The organism is Pseudomonas sp. ADPe (genome assembly GCF_014843515.1).
Classification (GTDB): domain Bacteria; phylum Pseudomonadota; class Gammaproteobacteria; order Pseudomonadales; family Pseudomonadaceae; genus Pseudomonas; species Pseudomonas citronellolis.
This window is the reverse complement of the sequence record NZ_CP062122.1, coordinates 3388365-3408946: the sequence shown is the minus strand read 5'-3', so window position 1 is coordinate 3408946 and position 20582 is coordinate 3388365. Positions and strand designations below refer to the sequence as shown.

Annotated in this window: 18 protein-coding genes; 5 read left to right on the top strand and 13 right to left on the bottom strand. The window is 67.9% G+C overall.

Going from position 1 to position 20582, the window contains the following annotated elements:
• Positions 1–44: 44 nt before the first annotated feature.
• On the top strand, positions 45–2033 hold the full coding sequence (locus tag IG194_RS15460) for a DEAD/DEAH box helicase (RefSeq protein WP_058488137.1): 1989 nt from the start codon (positions 45–47) through the stop codon (positions 2031–2033).
• A 514-nt stretch (positions 2034–2547) separates the two neighbouring features.
• Here the strand turns inward: IG194_RS15460 and IG194_RS15455 are convergent.
• From IG194_RS15455 to pip, 7 genes are all read right to left on the bottom strand, one after another.
• Positions 2548–3282, bottom strand: coding sequence for an amino acid ABC transporter ATP-binding protein (locus tag IG194_RS15455; protein WP_043268418.1), 735 nt, complete (start codon positions 3280–3282; stop codon positions 2548–2550).
• Complete coding sequence (locus IG194_RS15450; protein ID WP_009613709.1) at positions 3275–4237, bottom strand: amino acid ABC transporter permease; 963 nt, start codon at positions 4235–4237, stop codon at positions 3275–3277. The genes IG194_RS15455 and IG194_RS15450 overlap by 8 nt, the downstream gene beginning before the upstream one ends.
• 72 nt (positions 4238–4309) lie before the next feature.
• A complete protein-coding gene (locus tag IG194_RS15445; RefSeq protein WP_009613710.1) occupies positions 4310–5107 on the bottom strand; it encodes a transporter substrate-binding domain-containing protein in 798 nt (265 codons plus the stop codon).
• A gap of 236 nt (positions 5108–5343) precedes the next feature.
• Complete coding sequence (gene mdoH / locus IG194_RS15440; RefSeq protein ID WP_058488136.1) at positions 5344–7929, bottom strand: glucans biosynthesis glucosyltransferase MdoH; 2586 nt, start codon at positions 7927–7929, stop codon at positions 5344–5346.
• Positions 7922–9496, bottom strand: a complete 1575-nt coding sequence (locus IG194_RS15435; protein ID WP_009613713.1) for a glucan biosynthesis protein G — start codon at positions 9494–9496, stop codon at positions 7922–7924. The genes mdoH and IG194_RS15435 overlap by 8 nt, the downstream gene beginning before the upstream one ends.
• Positions 9497–9711: 215 nt before the next feature.
• Complete coding sequence (dtd, locus tag IG194_RS15430; RefSeq protein ID WP_009613714.1) at positions 9712–10149, bottom strand: D-aminoacyl-tRNA deacylase; 438 nt, start codon at positions 10147–10149, stop codon at positions 9712–9714.
• Complete coding sequence (gene pip, locus IG194_RS15425) at positions 10146–11117, bottom strand: prolyl aminopeptidase (protein WP_009613715.1); 972 nt, start codon at positions 11115–11117, stop codon at positions 10146–10148. The genes dtd and pip overlap by 4 nt, the downstream gene beginning before the upstream one ends.
• Positions 11118–11228: 111 nt before the next feature.
• Between pip and IG194_RS15420 the strand changes: the two genes are divergently transcribed.
• From IG194_RS15420 to IG194_RS15405, 4 genes are all read left to right on the top strand, one after another.
• A complete protein-coding gene (locus IG194_RS15420; RefSeq protein ID WP_058488135.1) occupies positions 11229–11663 on the top strand; it encodes a hypothetical protein in 435 nt (144 codons plus the stop codon).
• Positions 11660–12133, top strand: coding sequence for an NUDIX domain-containing protein (locus IG194_RS15415; RefSeq protein WP_009613717.1), 474 nt, complete (start codon positions 11660–11662; stop codon positions 12131–12133). Before IG194_RS15420 ends, IG194_RS15415 begins: the two co-directional genes overlap by 4 nt.
• Positions 12130–12639: a M23 family metallopeptidase gene (locus IG194_RS15410; RefSeq protein WP_058070761.1), complete on the top strand. Its 510-nt coding sequence runs from the start codon at positions 12130–12132 to the stop codon at positions 12637–12639. The genes IG194_RS15415 and IG194_RS15410 overlap by 4 nt, the downstream gene beginning before the upstream one ends.
• A gap of 93 nt (positions 12640–12732) precedes the next feature.
• A complete protein-coding gene (locus IG194_RS15405) occupies positions 12733–13164 on the top strand; it encodes a hypothetical protein (protein WP_058488134.1) in 432 nt (143 codons plus the stop codon).
• Positions 13165–13566: 402 nt separating this feature from the next.
• Here IG194_RS15405 and IG194_RS15400 read toward each other — a convergent pair whose 3' ends face one another.
• The 6 genes from IG194_RS15400 to IG194_RS15375 form a co-directional block, all read right to left on the bottom strand.
• Positions 13567–14652, bottom strand: coding sequence for an IS110 family transposase (locus tag IG194_RS15400; protein WP_081884617.1), 1086 nt, complete (start codon positions 14650–14652; stop codon positions 13567–13569).
• 663 nt (positions 14653–15315) lie between these two features.
• On the bottom strand, positions 15316–16119 hold the full coding sequence (gene hutG, locus IG194_RS15395) for an N-formylglutamate deformylase (protein WP_058488133.1): 804 nt from the start codon (positions 16117–16119) through the stop codon (positions 15316–15318).
• Positions 16112–17320 carry an imidazolonepropionase gene (hutI, locus tag IG194_RS15390; protein ID WP_058488132.1) on the bottom strand — a complete coding sequence of 403 codons (1209 nt, stop codon included), beginning with the start codon at positions 17318–17320 and terminating at the stop codon, positions 16112–16114. The genes hutG and hutI overlap by 8 nt, the downstream gene beginning before the upstream one ends.
• Positions 17317–18849: a histidine ammonia-lyase gene (gene hutH, locus IG194_RS15385; RefSeq protein ID WP_058070764.1), complete on the bottom strand. Its 1533-nt coding sequence runs from the start codon at positions 18847–18849 to the stop codon at positions 17317–17319. Before hutH ends, hutI begins: the two co-directional genes overlap by 4 nt.
• 13 nt (positions 18850–18862) lie before the next feature.
• Positions 18863–19678, bottom strand: a complete 816-nt coding sequence (locus IG194_RS15380; protein ID WP_058488131.1) for a quaternary amine ABC transporter ATP-binding protein — start codon at positions 19676–19678, stop codon at positions 18863–18865.
• A complete protein-coding gene (locus IG194_RS15375; RefSeq protein ID WP_043313138.1) occupies positions 19675–20529 on the bottom strand; it encodes an ABC transporter permease in 855 nt (284 codons plus the stop codon). Before IG194_RS15375 ends, IG194_RS15380 begins: the two co-directional genes overlap by 4 nt.
• Positions 20530–20582: the final 53 nt, after the last annotated feature.

Here is a 20582-nt window from a genome sequence, read left to right as displayed (position 1 = left end):
TCACATTCGCCGGCCAGCCGCCGGCTCATATAGGAATACCCCGCATGTCCTTTTCCTCCCTCGGTCTCTCCGAGGCGCTGGCCCGCGCAGTAGAGGCGGCGGGCTACAGCCAGCCCACCCCTGTCCAGGAGCGGGCGATTCCCGCCGTATTGCAAGGTCGCGACCTGATGGTCGCGGCCCAGACCGGCACCGGCAAGACCGGTGGCTTCGCCCTTCCGGTGCTCGAGCGGCTGTTCCCCGAAGGCCACCCCGACCGTGAACACCGCCACGGCCCGCGCCAGGCGCGCGTGCTGGTGCTGACGCCGACCCGCGAGCTGGCCGCCCAGGTCCACGACAGCTTCAAGGTCTATGCCCGCGACCTGCCCCTGAAGAGCGCCTGCATCTTCGGCGGCGTCGGCATGAATCCCCAGGTCCAGGCCATGTCCAAGGGCGTCGACGTGCTGGTGGCCTGCCCCGGCCGCCTGCTCGACCTGATCGGCCAGGGCAGCGTCGACCTCTCCCGCGTGGAGATCCTGGTCCTCGACGAAGCCGACCGCATGCTCGACATGGGCTTCATCCACGACGTCAAGAAGGTCCTCGCCAAGCTGCCGCCCAAGCGCCAGAACCTGCTGTTCTCGGCGACCTTCTCGAAAGACATCACCGACCTCGCCAACAAGCTGCTGCACAACCCCGAGCGCATCGAGGTCACCCCGCCGAACACCACCGTCGAGCGCATCGAGCAGCGTGTGTTCCGCATCCCCTCGGTACAGAAGCGCGCCCTGCTGGCGCACCTGGTGACCGTGGGCGCCTGGGAGCAGGTGCTGGTCTTCACCCGCACCAAGCACGGCGCCAACCGCCTCGCCGAGTACCTGAGCAAGCACGGCCTGCCGGCCGCGGCGATCCACGGCAACAAGAGCCAGAACGCGCGCACCAAGGCCCTGGCCGACTTCAAGACCAACGACGTGCGCATCCTGGTGGCCACCGACATCGCCGCCCGTGGCCTGGACATCGACCAGTTGCCCCACGTAGTCAACTACGAGCTGCCCAACGTCGAGGAAGACTACGTCCACCGCATCGGCCGCACCGGCCGTGCCGGGCGCAGCGGCGAGGCCATCTCGCTGGTGGCCCCGGACGAAGAGAAGCTGCTCAAGGCCATCGAGCGCCTGACCAGGCAGCAGATTCCCGCCGGCGACACCCAGGGCTTCGACCCCGAGGCTGTGCTGCCGGAAGTGGCCCTGCCCGAGCCCAAGGAACAGCCCCAGCGCCAGCCGCGCAAGGACAAGGCCAAGCGCGAGCGCAAGCCCAGGGACAAGGAGCCGCAGCAGGCGCAACCCGCCGCCGAGGCAGCCCATGCCGAAGCGGGCGCCGAGCAGGGCGACAAGCCGGCCGGCAAGCGCCGCCGTCGTGGCGGCCGCGGCAAGAAGAAGGGCGAGGCCCAGGGCGACCAGCAGCCGGGCCAGCAGGCCCAGCGCGGCGACGGCCAGGCCAAGCAGCCCAGGCCACCCAAGCCGGCCGCGCAGAGCAACGACCGCGACCCCGAAGAATTCCTCGACGACGACTACGACAACTTCGGCAACCGCGCCGACTACGTCAGCCCCTTCCCGGACAAGGACGTGCAACGCGGCCAGCGCCGTCGCGGCGGCCAGCCCCAGGGCCAGGCGTCCCAAGGCCAGCGTGCCCGCGGCCAGGGCCAGGCTCAGGGCCAAGGCCAGAAGCAGGGCAAACCGGGCCAGAAAGGCACCGGCCAGGGCGGCCAGGGCCCTCGTGGCAAGAACGCCAACGGCCAGGCCCGCGGCGGCCAGGGCGGCAACGCCCAGGGCAAGCAGCGCGCCGCCCGCAAGCGCGGCGGCAAGGGCCAACCCTCGCTGATGAGCGATGCGCCGCTGCGCGAGCCGAGCGAGTACGGCGCCGCCAAGCCGACCCGCCAGCCGGTGGTGATCAACAAGCGCGACCTGGTCCGCGGCGACCGCTTCCCCACCGCCGAGCAACTGGAAGAACTGGAACCGCGCCGCGACAAGGGCGAACGCCCGGCGCTGCTGACGCGCAATCGTTGAGTGTCAGTTGCTGAAGAAACCGCCTCTCGGGGCGGTTTTTTCTTGCCGACGGAAAAGGCCGCACCGCAGTGCTTTCGTAGGATGGGTCGAGCTTGCGAAACCCATGCGGTCATGGTGATGGGTATCGCTTCGCTCCACCCATCCTACGGAGCTTGCCCGTGCGCAGGTCCTGTAGGAGCGAGCTTGCTCGCGAATGGTATTCGCGGCAGGCATTTGCTAAGAGCACCCTCTCCCCAGCCCTCGGCTGCGCGCCCCGCCCTGAAGGGAGAGGGAGCTTGTCCGTGCCGAGAGAAGTAATGGTTTCAGCCGGAACCTGCCGGGCTAACCGGCTAACTCTAAAACACCCACCTCTGCCCAACGGTCCCCTCTCCCTTCAGGGAGAGGGTTAGGGAGAGGGTGCGGAGTTGAGCCGACACGCCGTTGCCAAAGGGAAACACCATTCGCGAGCAAGCTCGCTCCTACAAGTGACAAAAAAGCCGCCCCAAGAGGCGGCTTCGTGTCATTCACCAAGTACTCAAAGCACCTGCCGCAAAAAGCTCTGCGCCCGAGGATCGGCCGGCTGTTCGAAGAACTGCGCCGGCGGCGCGTCTTCCAGCAGCTTGCCGTGGTCGAAGAACAGCACGCGGTCGGCCACTTCGCGGGCGAAGCCCATCTCGTGGGTGACGCAGACCATGGTCATGCCTTCCACTGCCAGGGCCTTCATCACGTCGAGCACCTCGCCGACCATCTCCGGGTCGAGCGCCGAGGTCGGCTCGTCGAACAGCATCACCTTCGGCTCCATGCACAGCGCGCGGGCGATGGCCACGCGCTGCTGCTGGCCGCCGGACAGGCGCGAGGGGTATTCGTTGGCCTTCTGGCCGATGCCGACCTTGGCCAGCAGCGCCTTCGCCTTCTCCTCGCGCTCGGCCTTGCCGCGCTTGCGCACCACCTTCTGCGCCAGGCACAGGTTCTCCAGCACGGTCATGTGCGGGAACAGGTTGAAGTGCTGGAACACCATGCCGACTTCGCGGCGGTAGGCGTTGATGTCGGTCTTCGGGTTGGCCAGGTCGACGCCGTCGATGCTCACCGAGCCGGAGTCGAACTCCTCCAGGCCGTTGAGGCAGCGCAGGAAGGTGGACTTGCCCGAGCCGGAGGGCCCGATCACCACCACCACCTCGCCCCTGTCCACGCGGGTGGTCACGTCGTCCACCGCGCGCACCACGTGGCCGCGGGTGTCGAACACCTTGGTCAGGTTGCGGACTTCAATCACTTTGTCCGAGCCTCCGTTCCAGCCGGCTCGCCATATGCGACAGCGGCAGGTTGATGACGAGGTAGAGCGCGGCCACGCAGAACCAGATCTCGAAGGTGGAGAACGAGGTAGTGATGGCCTCGCGGCCGCTCTTGGTCAGTTCGGTGATGGCGATCACCGAGACCAGCGAGGTGTCCTTGACCAGGCTGATGAACTGCCCGGCCAGCGGCGGCAGCACGCGCTTGAAGGCCTGCGGCAGGATCACATGGCGCATCGACTGCGCCGCGCTCAGGCCCAGGGAGCGCGCCGCCTCGTCCTGGCCGCGGGCGATGGACTGCACGCCGGCGCGGACGATCTCGGCCACGTAGGCGCCGGTGAACAGCGCCAGCGCCGCCACCCCGGCGAACTCGCGGGACAGGTTGAGCACGGTGCCGATGAAGAAGTAGAAGATGAAGATCTGCACCAGCAGCGGCGTGCCGCGCACCAGTTCGACGTAGAGCGTCGAGAGGTCGTGCAGCGTGGGGTTCTTCGACAGCCGGCAGAGGCCGGTGAACAGGCCGATGGCCAGGCCGATCGCGCCGGAGACGAAGGAGATCCACAGCGTGGTCCACAGGCCCCAGGCCAGCGGGCCGGCGGCCCAGTGGCGCTGCACGCCGACCACGTCGCCTTCGCCGACGTCGTCGTTCTCGGAGAACTGCAGGCTGTCGCCGGCCACGTTCAGCACCTGCTGTTTGCCGTCGTCGTCGACCAGGGTGACGCGGGCCTCGCGGCCGGAATCCTCGATCTTCTCCACCCGCGAGACGGCGTCCGCACGTTGCGGTTCCTCCGCCTGGTAGGCGAAGTACTGGGGAACGCGGTTCCAGCGCCACTCGTAGGAAATCAGCGAGGTGGAATACCAGATGGCCAGGCCGATCAGCAGGAGGATCAGCGCGGTCAGCCCATGCCAGGGCCAGGTGGGGCGTTTGCTTCTAGTCACGTATCTTTACCGTGAAAATGCGAACGCGCAGGCCGGGGCCTGCGCGTCGGGTCGAACAGCGTCGGACGCGGATTATTCCATGTCCTTCAGCCAGTCGGTGCTCTTGAACCACTTGTCGTGCAGACGATCGTAGGTCCCGTCCTCGTGGATCTGCTTGAGGAAGTTGTTGATCCAGTTGATCGAGTCGTAGTCACCCTTCTTCAGGCCGAAGGCCAGCGGCTCGTAGGTGAACGGCTGGTCGAGGAACACCAGCTTGCCGGCGCCGAACTTGCCGACCGCGACCACGTTGTAGGGCGAGTCGTAGATGAAGGCGTCGGCCTTGCCGTTGACCACGTCCATGACCGCCTCGGGCTCGTTGTCGAAGCCGTGGTACTGGGCCTTGGACAGCTGCTTCTTGGCGACGAACTCGCCGGTGGTGCCGATCTTCGAGGTGATGCGGTACTTGGCGTCGTTCAGGTCCTTGTAGGACTTGATGGTGCCTTCCAGCTCCTTGCGGATCAGCAGGGTCTGGCCGACCACGATGAAGGGATCGGAGAAGTTGACCCGCAGGTTGCGTTCCTGGGTCAGGGTCATGCCCGAGCCGATCATGTCGAACTTGTCGGTCAGCAGCGCCGGGATGATGCCGTCGTAGCTGGTGGAGACCAGCTCCAGCTTGACGCCCATGGCCTTGGCCATGGCCTTGAGCAGGTCGACCTCGAAGCCGACGATCTGGCCACGCTTGTTGGTCATCTCGAACGGCATGTAGGTCGGGTCCATGCCCACCCGCAGGCTGCCGCGCTTGACCGCGTCATCCACCGCGCCGGCCTGTGCCGCGCCCACGCCGGCCAGGGCGCAGACGCCCAGCAGCAGCGATGCCAGATACTTTTTCATTCCCCACACTCCCAGACAGTCGAAATTGAGTCGTGCGCACGTCGGCACGGCATCCAGCTGCGGTCTTTATGCCGCGCGAAGCCTCGCCGGGCGCTGAAGGGTGCGAATCCTACCCTCTGTCGCCGTCCGTCGGGAGTCTTTCTGGATCGATGGCGCAGGTTAGCAGCAGTAAAGCGCCGGGAAAACCGTTGCAAGGCGTTGCCACTCCCCGCCTGGCGACGGGGAGCGGCTCGCGGTCAGGACTGCGCGGCGGGCAGGCCCACGCCGGCGCCGGCCGGCGGCGCCAGCGGCAATGCCGGGCTGTGCGCGTCGGCCTGCACCGACTTGCGCCAAGGCTCCAGCCAGTTCTCGTGGCCGCCTTCCCACACCTGCAGGTGCAGGCGCGAGAGCGCCACCGGGTCGCTCAGCAGGGCCAGGCGGGCCTCGCCGGCGACGGCCTGCGGGCCGCCTTCCAGAGCCTGCTGCACACGCCGCTGGCGCGCCGCCTCGATGGCCTCGGAGCGGGCGTGGCGCGCGGTGCCCATGGCGCAGGCCAGGGCGTTGAGCAGCGGGTCGGAAACGCTGCGGACGAAGCCGTCCTTCAGCGCCTGCCAGCGGTTCTGGTAGGTGTACTCGTCGGTGGAACGCAGCTCGCGCGGTGTGTCGTATTCCTCGGGGATGAGGAACAGCTTCTCGTCGCGCGAGGCCAGGCCCAGGTTGACGCGGCTGGTGATCACCGACACCGGGATGGACAGCATCAGCGAACCGACGATGGGCGACAGCCACCACAAAAAGCGCGGATTCAGCCACACCACCAGCAGCGCCCAGGCCAGGCCCAGCAGGGTCTGCATGCCGTGGCGGCGCAGCGCCTCGCTCCACGGCGTGGCGTCGTCGTCACGCTGCGGCGACTTCCACTGCGCTTCCCAGCCGAGGAACGCGGCCAGCACGAAGCGGGTGTGGAAGAGCATGCGCACCGGCGCCAGCAGCACCGAGAAGAGCATCTCCAGGAGCATGCTCAGGGTGACCTTGACCACGCCACCGAAGGCCTTGGCGCCCTTGGCCCAGATCAGCATGACGCTGAGCAGCTTGGGCAGGAACAGCAGGGTCAGGGTGGTGGAGAACAGCGCGATGGCCTTCTCCGGGTGCCACTGCGGCCAGATCGGGAACAGCTGGCGCGGCTCCAGGAAGTACTGCGGCTCCATCAACTGGTGCACCGCCAGCAGCGCGGTGGACAGCACCAGGAAGAAGAACCACAGCGGCGCCGACAGGTAGGACATCACCCCGGTGAGGAACACCGCGCGGTGCACCGGGTGCATGCCCTTGACCAGGAACAGGCGGAAGTTCATCAGGTTGCCGTGGCACCAGCGGCGGTCGCGCTTGAGCTCGTCCAGCAGGTTCGGCGGCAATTCCTCGTAGCTGCCCTCCAGGTCGTAGGCGATCCACACGCCCCAGCCGGCGCGGCGCATCAGCGCGGCCTCGACGAAGTCGTGGGAGAGGATGGCCCCGGAGAACGAGCCCTTGCCCGGCAGCGGCGCCAGGGCGCAGTGCTCGATGAAGGGCTTCATGCGGATGATCGCGTTGTGGCCCCAGTAGTGCGACTCGCCCAGCTGCCAGAAGTGCAGGCCGGCGGTGAACAGCGGGCCGTACACGCGGGTGGCGAACTGCTGCATGCGCGCATAGAGGGTGTCCATGCCCGAGGCCTTGGGCGCGGTCTGGATGATCCCCGCCTCCGGGTTGGCTTCCATCAGCCGCACCAGCTTGGCCAGGCAGTCGCCGCTCATCACGCTGTCGGCGTCCATCACCACCATGTACTTGTACTGGCTGCCCCAGCGCCGGCAGAAGTCGTCGATGTTGCCGCTCTTGCGCTTCACCCGGCGGCGGCGGCGGCGGTAGAACAGCTTGCCGAAGCCCTTGGTCTCCTGGCACAGCTCGATCCAGGCCTGCTCCTCGGCCACGGCGATGTCGGCCTGGTAGGTGTCGCTGAGGACGAAGAAATCGAAGTGGTCCAGCTCGCCGCTGGCGGCCACCGATTCGAAGGTGGCGCGCAGGCCGGCGAAGACCCGCGGCACGTCCTCGTTGCAGATCGGCATGACGATGGCGGTGCGCGCGTCGGCCGCGATCGGCTCGTTGCCGGCGCTGCTGCCGGAGATGCGGTAGCGGTCGCGGCCGCTGAGCAGCTCCCAGAAGCCCATCAGCGCGGTCCAGAAACCGGCCGAGACCCAGCAGAAGAGGATGGCGAAGAGCAGCAGCACGCCGAACTGGATCAGGTACGGCAGCACCTGCTGCAGGGTCTGCAGCCAGGTCTGGCGGTTGATCTCTTCCAGGTCGATCAGCGCCCAGCCCTGGTACGGCAGGATGCCCTTCATGTAGTAGGTGGCGATGCTGGTCTGGCCGAGCATCAGCAGCAGCAGGATCATCCGGCGCAGCGAGCCGACCCGCTGCCAGCGCGCCTTGGGCAGGTCGCGCACGGGCTTGGACGGGTTGCCGCGGCCGAGCAGGCGGCGCCAGCCGCGCACCAGCACGTTGGTCCGCCAGGGTTCGGGCAGCACCTTGGTGCGCTGGATCGGCGGCGCCGCCTTGAGGTAGGCGCGGCCGTTGTCGTCCAGGCCGAGCATGCCGGTTTCCTGCAGCTCCTGGCCGTAGCCGAGCAGCAGGCGCGGGCCGATGGAGCCCAGCGCCGCATCGTCGGTAACGACCGGCGCGGTGCCGGCCTCCTCCGCCAGGCGCTGGTGCAGGTCACTGAAGGAAGCGCTGCGCGCCAGGCGCTCGCGCCCTTCCGCAGTCAGCGGAAGGTGCTCGAGGTATTCGCCCAGCGGAGCCTTGTGGGTGGTCGTGTTATTCATCGGCAGGCAGCTGGTAGCTCCAGGTTTCGGACAGGGTCTGTCCATCTTTGACCAGGGCCGCACGCATTTCGGTCGGCTTCTTCGGATCCTTCACCTTGATCCGCAGGGTCAGGCGCCAGCCCTGGGTCACAGGGTTGTAGCGCAGGTTGTTTTCCTTGACCTCGGCGTTGTCGTCGGTGCTCACCTGGGTGGTCACCGCGGCGTCGGCCGGCAGGACCTTGAGGTTGGCGCCCTCGAAGTCCACCACCAGGGCGGTGCTGCCGTCGGGCTGGCGGATCAGGTTGGCCTGCTTGACGTCACCCACCGAGCGCAGGGTCTGCTTGACCTGGGCGACCTTCTGCGAGTGCAGGGCGTCCTCGTCCATGGTCCAGTGCATGCGGTAGGCGTATTCCAGCGGCTGGCCGGCCTCCGGGCGTTTCTCCGGGTTGAAGAAGGCGACGATGTTGTCATTGGTCTCGTCCGGGGTGGGGATCTCGACCAGCTCGACGCTGCCCTTGCCCCAGTCGCCGCGCGGCTCGATCCACAGGCTCGGGCGCAGGTCGTAGCGGTCGTCCAGGTCTTCGTAGCGGCTGAACTCGCGGCCGCGCTGGAGCAGGCCGAAGCCTTTCGGGTTCTCCACCGCGTAGCTGCTCACCGACAGGTGTTTCGGGTTGTTCAGCGGGCGCCAGATCCACTCGTCGTTGCCGGCATGGATCTGCAGGCCGGTGGAGTCATGCAGCTCCGGACGGAAGTTGTGCTGCTCCGAGGGCTGGTTGGAGCCGAACAGGAACATGCTGGTCAGCGGCGCCAGGCCGAGCTTGGTGACCTTGTCGCGCAGGAACACCTTGGCCTGCACGTCGACCACGGTGTCCTTGCCGGGGCGCAGGACCAGGCGGTAGGCGCCGGTGGCGCGCGGCGAGTCGAGCAGGGCGTAGATCACCAGGTGCTTGTCCTGGGGCTTGGGCTTCTCGATCCAGAACTCGCGGAAGCGCGGGAACTCCTCGCCGGAGGGCAGCGCGGTGTCCAGCGCCAGGCCGCGGGCGGAGAGGCCGTAGACGTGGCCCTTGCCGACCACGCGGAAGTAGCTGGCGCCGAGGAAGGTGGCGATCTCGTCGAGCTTGTCGGCCTTGTTGATCGGGTAGAGCACGCGGAACCCGGCGTAGCCGAGGTCCTTGGTGGCATTGGCGTCGAACTGCAGCGTACCGAAGTCGAAACGCGCGGGATCGTACTTGATCTCCTTGACGCTGGTGGCCGTCACCTCGTTGATCTTCACCGGGGTGTCGAAGTGCATGCCCTGGTGATAGAAGCTGAGCTTGAACGGCTCCTTCTCGTCGGCCCAGTAGGCCTTGTCCATGCGGAAGCGGATCTGCTGGTAGTCGGCGAATTTCATCTCGCTGAATACCGACGGCAGGTTGCTGGTCGGCGCGCTGTACTTCTCGCTGGCCAGCTTCTTCGCCTCGCCGGCAACGTCATCGATGGTGAAAGCCCAGGCGTGAGAGGCGCCCAGGGCCAGGAAAGCGGAGCCGACCAGCATCAGGTCGCGCAGGAAATTACGGGAAGCGGTGTGTTGAACGGAACGAAAAATCACGAGTCCCCCTCGTCCGTGAACTTGAAAAAACCAAGGCCGACCCTGGCAATGCCAAAGTGCCGGCGATTGAATTCCGACCCCGGTGAGCCCGAATGATTCCCCGCGATTGCGAAGAACCCTTGCCCGGCCTTGTGGCCTGGGCTTCCGGGGAGCCATTGTTCTAGTCGCATGCGAGTTGCCATCATCCTGCGGCCCGATTACGGACTGCCGCCTGTTCACGCCTCCAGAAGAAAGGTCACCGGCCCGTCGTTGACCAGGTGGACCTGCATGTTGGCGCCGAACCGGCCGGTAGCGACCAGCGGATGACGGGCTCGTGCCTGATCCACGAGATGTTCGAACAACTCGGCGCCCCGGGCTGGCGGCGCCGCGCTGGAAAAGCTCGGCCGCAGGCCCTTGCGGGTGTCGGCGGCCAGGGTGAACTGCGAGACCAGCAGCAGGCCGCCGCCGACATCGCCCAGAGAAAGGTTCATCTTACCTTCAATATCGGCGAACACTCGATAGTTAAGCAGCTTGTGCAGCAGCCGCTGGGCGCTCGCCTCGTCGTCCTGGGGCTCCACGCCGACCAGCGCCAGCAGGCCCTGATCGATGGCGCCGACGATTTCCCCGTCGACTTCCACCCGCGCGGCGCTCACCCGCTGGATCAGCCCTTTCATTCGGCCTCCGGGGGCAGGTTCAGCAGGCGCCGGCCGATTTCGTTGGTGGCGCGCACCAGGGCATCGGCGATGCCCGGCTCGCTGGCGGCGTGGCCGGCGTCGCGGACGATCTGCAGCTCGCTGTTCGGCCAGGCCTTGTGCAGCGCCCAGGCGTTGTCCAGCGGGCAGACCACGTCGTAGCGGCCGTGCACGATGACGCCGGGCAGGTGGGCGATGCGGTGCATGTCGCGCAGCAGCTGGTCCGGTTCGAGGAAGGCGGCGTTGACGAAGTAGTGGTTCTCGATGCGGGCGATGGACAGCGCGCGGTGCGGATCGCTGAAGCGGTCGACCACCGCCGGGTTGGGCCGCAGCGTCGCGGTGCGCCCTTCCCAGGTGGACCAGGCGCGCGCGGCGTGCATCTGGGCGATCTGGTCGCTGCCCACCAGGCGCTTGCGGAAAGCCTGCATGAGGTCGCCGCGCTCGTCCGCCGGGATCGGCGCCAGGTAGTCCTCCCAGTAGTCGGGGAACAGCTGGCTGGCGCCTTCCTGGTAGAACCAGCGCAGATCCTGCGGGCGGCACAGGAAGATGCCGCGCAGGACCAGGGCGTGGACGCGCTCGGGGTGCGTCTGGGCGTAGGCCAGCGACAGCGTCGAGCCCCAGGAGCCGCCGAACAGCACCCATTTCTCGATGCCCAGGTGCTGGCGGATGCGCTCCATGTCGGCCACCAGGTGCCAGGTGGTGTTGTCGTCCAGGCTGGCGAAGGGCGTGGAGCGCCCGCAGCCGCGCTGGTCGAAGGTGACGATGCGGTACAGGTTGGGGTCGAAGAAGCGCCTGGACAGGGCGTCGCAACCGGCACCCGGGCCGCCGTGCACGAAAAGCACCGGCAGGCCGTCCGGTATGCCGCTTTCATCCACGTAGAGGACGTGCGGTTCATCGACGGCCAGCTGGTGCCGGGCGTAAGGCTTGATTTCCGGATACAAAAGCTGCATGGCGCACTCCTGAATCTTTACGTACGGTCCGTCCCTCGACCGGATACCATCCCTTGCGTGTCCGGCATGATACCTGTGCCCGCGCAAAACCGATAAAGGAGTTCACTCGGGATGCCGAGGAAGTTGTATCTTTGCCTGCTGTGCGTCATTTGTCTGCTGGGCGGGTGCAGCAGCGACTCCCCCCAGGACCAGTTGAACGACGCGGTGCGCCAGCTGCAGCGCAACCTCGACGAGCGCGCCACCAGCGCCGTGCTGGCGCAGTTGCACGAGGATTTCCGCGCCCAGGGCGAGTACGACCGCGACTGGGTGCGCCGGACCCTGGCGCAGCTGTTCGTCCAGCAGCCGCGGGTGCGCTTCATCACCCTGGGCCGCAGCAGCCGCGTCGACCGCAACTATGCCGATGTCGGCCATACCCGGGCGGAACTGGCGCTGACCGGCGGCGACGACCTGCTGCCCGAGCGCAGGCGCAACCGCCCCTACAGCGTAAGCCTGGAATGGCGACGCGACGGTGACACCTGGAAGCTGGCGAGGCTCGACTGGCGATGAACCCACTGCAACACCGCATCCGCGCCGCCGGCCTGCTGGTCCGCGAGCAGAGCATCCTGCTGGTGCGCCACGAGGTCGACGGCGACGTCTACTGGATTCCCCCGGGCGGCGGCTTCGAGTCGCACAGCGACCGATCGACGCGCGACACCGTGAAGCGCGAATGCCGCGAGGAAACCGGGCTGGAGGTGGAGGTCGGGCCGCTGGTGTACGTCCGCGAATTCGCCGAGCCGCTGGCCGGGCGCTTCCACATGGAGCTGTTCTACCGCGTCGACGCCTGGCGCGGCGACCTGAGCCTGGACAACCTCCGCGGCCTGGGCGGCGACGAGTTCGCCATCCACGAGGTGGCCTGGGTGCCGCGCGCCGACCTGACCGCCCTGCCCTCCTTCTATCCCGCCGAACTGCTCGACGACGTCTGGGAACGCCTGGCCGCGCCGGCGCCGCTGATCCGCCACCTGGGCCTGCAGGTATGAAACGCCGCTGGCTCCTGCTGCTCGCGGCGCTGCTGGTCCTGCCGATGCTGTTGCCGGAACGCCCGGTCATCCCGGTGCAGGGCGCCAGCCAGCGCGACTGGAACCGCCGTTCGTTCTGGTACGAACCCTGGGGCATTTCCGGGGTGCACAAGGGCATCGACATCTTCGCCGACGCCGGCGCCCCGGCGCTGTCGCCGGTGCCGGGGCTGGTGCTGTACCGCGGCGAGATCGGCCTGGGCGGCAAGGTGGTGCTGATCCTCGGGCCGAAATGGCGTCTGCACTACCTGGCGCACCTGCAGGCCTGGAACGTGGCGCCGCTGCAACCGGTGGGCCGTGGCCAGGTGGTCGGCGCGGTGGGCAGCTCGGGCAACGCCGCCGGCAAGCCGCCGCACCTGCACTACGCGGTGCTGTCGCTGCTGCCGCGGCCCTGGGCGGCCACCGACGAGACCCAGGGCTGGAAGAAGATGTTCTTCGTCGACCCCGGGCAGTTCCTCCTGGCGCGCTGAACGGCGAACTTTGGAAACACTCCCGGCGTGGCCGCGGGGCGCGCGTCTGCGCTACGGTGCCGGGCTCACCTTCATTCCGAAAAGGAGTTCGACATGCTGGCCAGGCCCCTCGCCCTGCCCCTGCTGCTGTGCCTCGCCCTGCTCGCCGGCTGCGGCAAGGACGACCCGCAAGCCGCCCTGGAAGCCGCCGTGCAGCAATTGCAGGCGAACATCGAAGCGAAGAAGACCGGCGCCGTGCTCGACCAGTTGGCCGACGATTTCCGCGCCCAGCAGGTCAACGACCGCGACTGGGCCCGACGCACCATGGCGGTGCTGTTCCTCCGTCACCAGAAGATCGGCGTGCTCGCCCCGGCGAAGAACAGCTGGATCGACCCGGCGGTCTCGCGCCGCGGCTACACCAAGGCCAAGGTCGGCCTGACCGGCGCCGAGGGGCTGATCCCCGACAGCGCGCGCCTGTACGACGTGAAGCTGGAGTGGTGGCTGGAAGACGGCGAGTGGAAGCTGGCCCGGCTGGATTGGGAATGACCGCGCGCCCCGCGCCGAGGTGCTCTTCGTAGGAGCCCGGACATATCGGCGCGGTTCGCGGATGAGATCCGCTCCTACGCTGCCCCACCCGCAGCGTCCCCATGTAGGAGCGCGCCCTGCGCGCGAAATCGCGGGCAGGGCCCGCTCCTATGTATGGACTCACCCCCACCGTCAACCCGCTTTTGAACATGAAAACCCGACTGCATCTATGTATTAGGCCTGTTCGAGGAAGCCACGTCGGGCTTCTGGCCAACATTGGGTAAGCCCGCGGAATGCCGATTACAAAGAGGCCTCGAAGGCCGGTAGGAGCGTAGGCATCGATCCGCGACGGTCTGACCAGGGGTCAATGTTCTTCAGCAAGGGTTGGAGCGACTTGGCGCCCCGTTGGCGGGAACTCGTTGATCAGTGGCTCATTTCCATCTCCCGGCAAGCATTCGGCTTGCGCTGGTAGGTCTGTTCGCTGCACAGCAGCACCCAGGCGATACGCAGGTTGCGGTTGGCCAGTCGCACTGCCGCGCCCTTGCGCCCCAGACGTTGTAGCCAGCGCTGCAGGCGCCGATCGTCCGGGTGTTCGGAATCGGGCCGCAGTTGCTTCAACACCGCATGCGAGCCCACGACCATCAGGCTGCGCACATAGGCGTCGCCACGTTTGGTCATCTTGCCCAGCCGTACCTTCTGCCCGCTGCTGTGCTGGTCGGGCACGATGCCGAAGTAGGCAGCGAACTGACGCGCATTGGCGAAACGTTCCGGCTCGACCTGTTTGGCCAGTAAGGCCGTGGCCGTGATCGGACCGATACCACGTACCGTCATCAGCCGTTTGGCTGTCGGGTCGGCGGCGGCACAGGCTTCCAGACGCCCGGTCAGCGCGGCGATACGCTCGCCCAGCCGTTTCCATTCGTTCAGCATCTCGTCGATCAGCTCGCGCAGCAGAGCCGGCAACGGCTGGCGGGCGTCTTCCAGCACCCGGGTGACACCTTGCTTCAAGCCCACATCCCCCTGCGCCAGGGCGATGCCCTGCTCCAGCAGCAGCCCGCGGATCTGATTACCCATGGCGGTGCGCCGCCGCACATAGCCCCGCCGGACCCGGTGCCAGGCCTGCATCGCCAGTGCCGCGACGCTCTTCACCGGCACCGACGCGATACTGCTATCCCGGCCCGCCCGCAGAATGGCGTGGGCATCATTGCGATCATTCTTCGCTCCGCTCCGGTGCTCGGCCACCCGCTGGGCCGGCAGGATACGCACCGGGTTGCCCTGCGCCTGCAGCAGCCGAGCCCAGGCTTGTGCTCCAGGGCCGGTCTCCATCAGCACCGTCACGCCCTCCGGCAGCTTCTGCAGAAACACCTGAAACGCTTCACGCGACTTGATTCGCTGTTCGTACGCCAGTTGACCCAGGGCGTCTTCCCCCGCCACCTGGAAGACCTTTTTCGCCAGATCCACGGCGACTGTCGTGCACACCGATACATCGGTTGCAGACACCGGCTTATTCATCGTCGTATGCTTTTTCATGGACTCACCCTCACTGTCGGTGGCTTCTTAGACCGCCACCGTGGCGCCTCGACGCCTCGGTGAGGGTGAGTCCATCCAATTACAGGTTGTCGGGAAGCACGGTATTCCTCCCCCGTAGGAGCGGACCTTGTCCGCGATAGCCGAACATACCGGCGCGATTCGCGGATGAGATCCGCTCCTACGCCGCCCCACCCGCAGCGTCCCCATGTAGGAGCGCGCCCTACGCGCGAATCGCGGGCAGGGCCCGCTCCTACAGGTTGTCGGGAAGCACGGTATTCCTCCCCCCGTAGGAGCGGACCTTGTCCGCGATAGCCGGACATACCGGCGCGATTCGCGGATGAGATCCGCTACGCCGCCCCACCCGCAGCGTCCCCATGTAGGAGCGCGCCCTGCGCGCGAAATCGCGGGCAGGGCCCGCTCCTACAGGTTGTGGGGAAGCACGGTATTCCTCCCCCCGTAGGAGCGGACCTTGTCCGCGATAGCCGGACATACCGGCGCGATTCGCGGATGAGATCCGCTCCTACGCTGCCCCACCCACAGCGTCCCCATGTAGGAGCGCGCCCTGCGCGCGATTCGCGGGCAGGGCCCGCTCCTACGCCCATCCTACGAAAAGCATCTCGGCAAGCACCGTGCGCGGGCGTTTCGTCAACGGCCGTAACGCTCGCGGCCCCAGGCCAGGAAGGTCTCCAGCATCTTGCGCAGCACCTCGGCGGTCGGGCCGGCCAGGTCTTCGCGGTAGGCGAACGGCGCCTGTTCATCCATGTAGTTGCACTGCGCGAGTTCCAGCTGTACCGCGTGCACGTGCTGCTCGGGCTGGCCGTAGTGGCGGGTGATGTGGCCGCCCTTGAAGCGCCCGTTCAACACGTGGCTGTAGCCCTCGGCTTCGGCGCACACTGCCTGCAGGCGCTCGGCGAGGTCCGCCGGGCAGCTGTTGCCGGAGTTGGTGCCGATGTTGAAGTCCGGCAGCTTGCCGTCGAACAGGTGCGGGATGTGCGAACGGATCGAGTGCGCGTCCCACAGCAGGGCGTAGCCGAATTCGGCCTTCAGCCGCGCCAGTTCCTCGGCCAGGGTTTGGTGGTACGGCATCCAGACTTCCGCCAGGTAGCGCGCGCGCTCCTCGGCCGAGGGCGCCTGGCCTTCGTGGAACAGCGGGCGGCCGTCGAACAAGGTGTCCGGATACAGGCCGGTGGTGGCCGTGCTGTACAGCGGCTTGTCGTCGGCCGGGCGGTTGAGGTCGATGACGTAGCGCGAGTAGTTCGCCGCCAGGGTGCTGGCGCCCAGTTCGCGGGCGAAGTCGTACAGGCGCGGGATGTGCCAGTCGGTGTCGGCCAGTTCCTTCGCCTCGTCCACCAGGCCGGCTTCCACGGCCGGGGTCAGGCGCGTGCCGGGGTGCGGCATGCTCACCAGCAGCGGCACGCGGCCGCGGCTGAAGCTCAGTACGTTATCCACAGGAGACTTCCTCTGCGTGACGGATGATGCGCTTGGGCAGGTCGCCACCGAGCCAGTAGGCCAGCTCGGCCGGGCGCTGGATGTCCCAGGCGACGAAGTCGGCGAGCTTGCCCGCCTCCAGGCTGCCGTGGTCGGCCTCCAGGCCCAGGGCGCGGGCGGCGTGCAGGGTGACGCCGGCCAGCGCTTCTTCCGGGGTCAGGCGGAAGGCGGTGCAGCCCATGTTCAGCATCAGGCGCAGCGACAGCGCCGGCGAGGTGCCGGGGTTGAGGTCGCTGGCCAGGGCGATGGCCACGCCGTGCTTGCGCAGCGCGTCCATCGGCGGCAGCTGGGTTTCGCGCAGGACGAAGAAGGCGCCCGGCAGCAGCACCGCGACGGTGCCGGCCCTGGCCATGGCGATGGCGTCTTCCTCGGTCATGAATTCCAGGTGGTCGGCGGACAGCGCCTGGTAGCGCGCGGCCAGGCTGGAGCCATGCAGCGACGACAGCTGCTCGGCGTGCAGCTTCACCGGCAGCCCCAACGCCTTGGCGGCCTGGAACACCCGCTCGACCTGCGCCGGGGAGAACGCCAGGTGCTCGCAGAAGGCGTCCACCGCATCCACCAGCCCTTCCTGCGCCAGCGCCGGGAGGATTTCCGCGCAGATCAGCTCGATGTACTCGTCCGCACGCCCGGCATATTCCGGCGGCAGGGCGTGGGCCGACAGGCAGGTGGCGCGCACCGTCACCGGCAGCACCTCGCCCAGGCGCCGCGCCACGCGCAGCATCTTGCGCTCGCTGGGCAGGTCCAGGCCGTAGCCGGATTTCACTTCCAGCACGGTCACGCCGTCGGCCAGCAGCGGCCGCGCGCGCTTGATGGCGCTGGCCAGCAATTCTTCCTCGCTGGCCTCGCGGGTGGCGCGCACGGTGCTGGCGATGCCGCCGCCGGCCGCCGCGATCTCCGCATAGCTGGCGCCCTGCAGGCGCAGCTCGAATTCGGCGCTACGGTCGCCGCCGAACACCAGGTGGGTGTGGCAGTCGATCAGCCCCGGGGTCAGCCAGGCGCCGCCCAGGTCGTGGCTGCGCTGCACCTCGTGCAGCGGCAGCTCGGCGTGTGGGCCGATCCAGTGGATGCGCGCGCCCTCGGTGAGGATCGCGGCGTCCTCGATGATCGAGTACTTGCCGCCGGCCATGGTGGCGGCGTGGCAGTTGTGCCAGAGCTGTTTCATTGCAGTCTCCCGATGCTCGCGCCGACGTTCTGCAGCGCCCGGCGGTCGGCCAGCAGCGCGGCGGCGCGGGCGATGTCCGGGGCCAGCCAGCGGTCGGCGTCGTAGGCCGGCACCTGCTCGCGCAGCAGTTCCCAGGCACGCTGGGTGCCGGCGCCGAAGCGTTGTTCCTTGAGGAATTCGAAGGCCTGGGCGGCCAGCAGGTATTCGATGGCGAGAATCTGCTGGCAGTTGCCGATGCAGCGGCCGAGCTTGAGCGCGGCGCTGGTGCCCAGGCTCAGGTGGTCTTCCTGCAGGCCGGAGGTGACGTAGTTGTCGACCACCGCCGGCTGCGCCAGTTGGCGGTTCTCGCCGGCCAGGGCGGCGGCCACGTACTGCACGATCATCATCCCCGAGTTGACCCCCGGCTGGCTCACCAGGAACGCCGGCAGGCCGCTGACCAGCGGGTTGATCAGGCGGTCCAGGCGGCGCTCGGCGACGCCGCCCAGCTCGGCCACGGCGATGCACAGCAGGTCGGCGGCCATGGCCACGGATTCGCCGTGGGGGTTGGCCTGGGACACCACCCGGTAGTGCTCGGGCGTGCCCAGCACCAGCGGGTTGTCGTTGGCCGAATTGAGTTCGATCTCCACCTGGCGCGCGGCGTGGGCCAGTTGGTCGCGGCAGGCGCCGTGGATCTGCGGCATGGAGCGCATGCTCAGGGCATCCTGGGTGCGGATGCCGCGGCTGCTGGCGAGCACCTCGCTGCCGTCGAGCAGCGCGCGCAGGTTCTCGCCCACCAGCTGCGCGCCGGGGTGCGGCTTGAGCGCGAGGATTTCCGCGTCGAAGGCGTCGGTCTGCCCGCGCAGGGCCTCGAAGCTCATGGCGCCGATCACATCGGCCCAGTGCGCCAGGCGCGTCGCGTCTTCCAGGGCCAGGCAGCACAGGCCGGTCATGCAGGGCGTGCCGTTGACCAGGCTGAGCCCGTCCTTGGCGCCCAGCTCCACCGGCGCCAGGCCCTCGGCGCCCAGCGCTTCGGCGGCGCTGACGATGCGCCCCTGGTAGCTCACCTCGCCGACGCCCAGCAGGGCCACGCCGACGTGGGCCATGTGCGTCAGGTAGCCCACCGAGCCCTGGGCCGGCACCCGCGGGGTGATGCCGCGGTTGAGCAGTTCCAGCAGCGCCTGCACCACGCGGCGGTGCAGGCCGGACTTGCCGAGGCTGTAGTTGGCGATGGCGACGCAGACGATCGCGCGCGTCTGCTCGTCCTTCAGCGCCTCGCCGACGCCGCAGGCGTGGCTGAGCAGGGTGTTGCGCGACAGCTGGGCCAGTTGCTCGCCTTCGAGCACCACGTTGCACAGGGCGCCGAGGCCGGTGCTGATGCCGTAGGCGCGCTCGCCGCGCTCGACGATGCGCTCGACGATGCCGCGGGCGTTGTCGATGCGCGCCCAGGCCGCCGCCGAAAGCTCCAGGCGCGCGCCGTGGCGGGCCACGGCGACCACGTCCTGCCAGTGCAGGGGCGCGTCGCCGAAGGTGATGATGGAAGCGGAGGACATCGAGACTCCCGGACTACAGGTTGGCCACGCGGCGCTGGACGAAGCGGTCGACGTACTCGTCGGCCGGCTGGTGGAGGATTTCCCGCGAGGCGCCGACCTGGATCAGCTGGCCGTCCTTGAGGATGGCGATGCGGTTGCCGATGCGCACCGCCTCGTCGAGGTCGTGGGTGATGAAGACGATGGTCTTGTGCAGGGTCTTCTGCAGTTCCAGCAACTGGTCCTGCATGTCCGCGCGGATCAGCGGATCGAGGGCGCTGAACGCCTCGTCCATGAGGATCACGTCGGTGTCGGCGGCCAGCGCGCGGGCCAGGCCGACACGCTGGCGCATGCCGCCGGAGAGCTGGTGCGGGTAGGACTTCTCGTAGCCCTTCAGGCCCACGGTGGCGATCCAGTGCAGCGCGCGCTCCTGGCACAGCGCCTTGCTCTCGCCGCGGACCTTGAGGCCGTAGGCGACGTTGTCGAGCACGCTCTTGTGCGGCAGCAGGCCGAAGCTCTGGAACACCATGCTGATCTTGCGCCGGCGGAAGTTCTCCAACTGGCGCGAGTCATAGCGCAGGATGTCTTCGCCGTCGACCAGGATCTCGCCGCTGGTGGGGTCGATCAGGCGGTTGAAGTGGCGCACCAGGGTCGACTTGCCGGAGCCGGACAGGCCCATGATGACGAAGATTTCACCGGCCTCGATGGACAGCGACAGGTCGTTCACCCCGACCACGCAGTCGGTGGCGGCCAGCACCTCGGCCTTGCTCTTGCCCTGGCGGATCATCGCCAGGGCGGCGTCGGCGCGGGCGCCGAAGATCTTGTAGACGTTCTTGACCTGGATCTTGCTCATTTGCTGGCCTCGTGGTGACGCGAGCGGCCGTAGGCCTGGGTGATGCGGTCGATGACCACGGCGAGGATGACGATCGCAAGACCCGCCTCCAGGCCCTTGCCGACGTTGAGCGTCTGGATGCCCACCAGCACGTCCTCGCCCAGGCCGCGGGCGCCGATCATCGAGGCGATCACCACCATCGACAGGGCCATCATGGTGGTCTGGTTGATGCCCGCCATGATGCTCGGCAGGGCCAGCGGCAGCTGCACGCCGAACAGCTGCTGGCGGCGGTTGGCGCCGAAGGCGGTGACCGCTTCCATGACCTCGCGGTCGACCTGGCGGATGCCCAGGTCGGTGAGGCGGATCAGCGGCGGCGCGGCGTAGATCACGGTGGCGAAGATCGCCGGCACCTTGCCCAGGCCGAACAGCATCAGCACCGGGATCAGGTACACGAAGCTGGGCATGGTCTGCATGATGTCCAGCAGCGGCAGCAGGATGGCGCGCAGGCGGTCGCTGCGGGCGGCGAGGATGCCCAGGGGGATGCCGATCAGCACCGAAATGATGGTGGCTACCATCATCAGCGCGAGGGTCTGCATGAGCTTGTCCCACAGCCCCACCGCGCCGACCAGGAACAGCAGGCCGGTGATCACCAGGGTCGGCACCAGGCGCCGGGTGGCGTGCCAGGCGATGCCGGCGACGATGGCCAGCATCAGCCACCAGGGCGTGGCGCGCAGCAGGCTTTCGAGGTTGACGATGGCCCACAGCAGGGTGTCGGAAATGTGCCGGAAGACGTCGCCGTAGTTGGTCACCAGGGCGTCGACCCAGCCGTTGACCACGTCGGCGATGGAGAAGGTGAAGCGTTCAGGGAACATGGCTCGTACTCGCAAGGATTAGGCATCGCCGGGGAGGCCTGGCCTCCCCGGCT